General features: G+C 55.9%; 1 protein-coding gene and 1 pseudogene. One reads left to right on the top strand and one right to left on the bottom strand.

Going from position 1 to position 2,506, the window contains the following annotated elements; translation table 11 throughout:
* Positions 1 to 196: pseudogene (locus tag G6031_RS05920) on the bottom strand (SOS response-associated peptidase); the annotation flags it as partial.
* A gap of 803 nt (positions 197 to 999) precedes the next feature.
* On the opposite strand from G6031_RS05920, the gene G6031_RS05915 reads away from it, so the two are divergent.
* The gene (locus G6031_RS05915) at positions 1,000 to 2,274 is read left to right on the top strand and encodes a hypothetical protein (RefSeq protein ID WP_182652744.1); all 1,275 of its coding nucleotides are present in this window, start codon (positions 1,000 to 1,002) and stop codon (positions 2,272 to 2,274) included.
* Positions 2,275 to 2,506: the final 232 nt, after the last annotated feature.

The following is a 2,506-nucleotide window of genomic DNA, read 5'->3' as shown; positions in this document are numbered from 1 at the left end:
TTTTCGCCCAGCGATCCGCAGATCCCCGTGAATCACCGGGGTTAACCGCCCGGGACACCGGACGGGCCTGGAGGGTCGACGCGACCGCCCGTGACTCGACGTCGAGCAGATCGAGCAGCGCGCCGGCCTCGTCTTTGGCGACCTTCTCCGGGTTGAGCCAGACGTCCCACGCCGCGGGAGTCAGGAACGTCGGCATCCGCTCGCGGACCTCGCCGGCCGCGTCCTCGCCCTTCGTTATCTACCCTTTTGGCGCCTCGACGTACGACGCCGACTGCCCTGACCTGACCTGACCTGACCTGACCTGGGAGAACAAGCATATTGCTAGCGCTCCTGCGGGAGTCAGGTCAGTAAGGCACGATGACGCTCTGGAGAGTGCCGTGACCTCCGCTCTGCACCCGTTTTTCCCTTAAGTTGGTCACGAAGATATTGCACTGAAAGGACTCTCGAATGTCGACGGACAGGCACACTTCGTCTGGTGAACCGGGAAAGACAAGCGGCCGGTCGGCCAGCTCGGTCAAAACCGAAATCGCGGCGGACTTCGGACCACAAATACTCACTTCGGGCTGCGTGGGCGAGCCTTTTCTTGATGATGCAGCTCGGCTTGAGACCCTCAGTAAGTGCGGACTGCAGGAAACAATAGTCACCATATGTGGCCTCTTTGCTCGATACGATCAAGCTCTACGTCTCGGGAATAGTCGAGTGACGGAAACAGAGCTTGAGTTTCTAGGTCTGTGCGAAGGGGAGGTGGCAGAGGGGGTACTCCGGTTGGTTAAGTCGGGCCGAAGCTTGTTCTCCCCCGCCACTCTAGTGCAGCTAACGCGAGAGATTATTGAGTGGACTACAGATATTGAAGGGGACACTCCACCTAGGAATCAGCTGCTACCATTCAGTCCGGATGTCTTGCTCCAATTGGCATTGTCGATAAACGGTAGTCAAGACTCTTCCCTGGGCCTTCCGAGCACTAACTCTCCAGACGATTTAGCGAAGGCACTTGAAGAGTTGGCGGACGACCAGGCCCAGCTTGAATTGTTGGAATCGCGGATGAAACTCTGGGAGTTCGCCCGTTTGCAGACCAACGCGGTTACGACGTTGGACATCCTGCTATCGGACACGTTTGAAACCTGGTTCAAAAAATGGCCACCGCGCGCTCCCCACAACTTGATAGGGGAGACTCCGGCGAGTGCCTTCTACAAGTCGAGTGGCGTTGAATTAGCCGACCTTATTCGACTTGGTCGTAAACTATGGAGCATGGGGGAGGAAGGCGTTGTCGTCTTCAGCAGAGAATCCTTGCTGAACGATTCTACCTGTCCCGCAGCAGTGGATCTTCTAATTCACAACGCGGCGCTTTCGACCCAACAGTTTCGTGACAAGCTTTCGAGAGAACGAAAAACCGGAAACCTAACGCACCGACGATACATTTTCAGCCAGTTTCCAGTATTGAAGTTGAATGACGAAAAATACATAATACTCCGGCCGCATTGGGTTGCTGACCGGCTGTGCGGCACACAGTTGTACTGGCAGGCATTCTCCGGATTTGGCGGACCAGAGGAGGCTCGTGCCCAGCAGTTAAGTGGAGCGATGAATTACGTGTTCGAGCGAAACGTGGACTATCTCTTGCGACGAGTTCACAAGAGGGCGCCCCAGAGTTTTACCCTTATCAAGGAAAAGCAAATGCAGGAACAGTGGGCCAAACGCAGCGGGCCGTCCTCTGTGTGCGACTGGGTTTTGCGCGCGGGCAACGTTTGTATCCTTCTCGATGCAACTAATCACTGGCTCGACTTCAAGCTCGCCCAGGGGCTGGCCGATGAAAAGCACTACGTCAACGATCTTGCTATGGCCATTCTCAAGAAGGTTGAACAATTCAGTTCCACTGCAAAGCAATTGCTGCTTAACGGTTGGGATTCCACAGAAATCGGCCCGGAGACATTGTTCGTCCCGATAATAATCGTCCCAAACGCGGGTCTCCCATTAACTGCTATTTCAGATCTGGACTTGGCGCGGAGATCACACCCGATACTCAATGGCTCCGCGGATCACTTCACTGCACCAGGGATACTCACGTGGCAGGATCTGCAAGTCGTGGAGGGATTGTGTCAGCATCGAAATCCATCCGGCCTCATCGAACTGTTGACAAGTTGGCGCAGCACATGCACATGGGAGTTTCCAGTTCGATTGCAGACCTACTTGGACCAGAACGGCCTCGATAGGCCAATGGGTAGTTATCCCAGTGTCGGACGGAGACTGCTTGACCAAATTCTCGAGCGCAGTGAATAGGACGGGCCCGTTCTTAGCCAGCTTCTGAAGAGCTGGCAGATAGGACCAGTGGGTACGCCTAGTCCGGCGATCCGGTACTTCGATTCCGACGACTCGGTACTCCTCGGGCCCGCCGGGGTGGTCTGCTCGGGGTGAGGCGGCGCACTCGGCGCCGCTTCTTCCTATTTGAGGAGGCTGATGTGGCCGATTACAAGGCCATCATGACGTTGGCGCTGGCCGGGCATAGCTACAG

Origin of the sequence: Dietzia sp. CQ4, assembly GCF_014145125.1 — a bacterium.
GTDB lineage: Bacteria > Actinomycetota > Actinomycetes > Mycobacteriales > Mycobacteriaceae > Dietzia > Dietzia natronolimnaea.
Note: the sequence above shows the minus strand (reverse complement) of the source record. Positions and strands in the feature narration are given on the sequence as shown.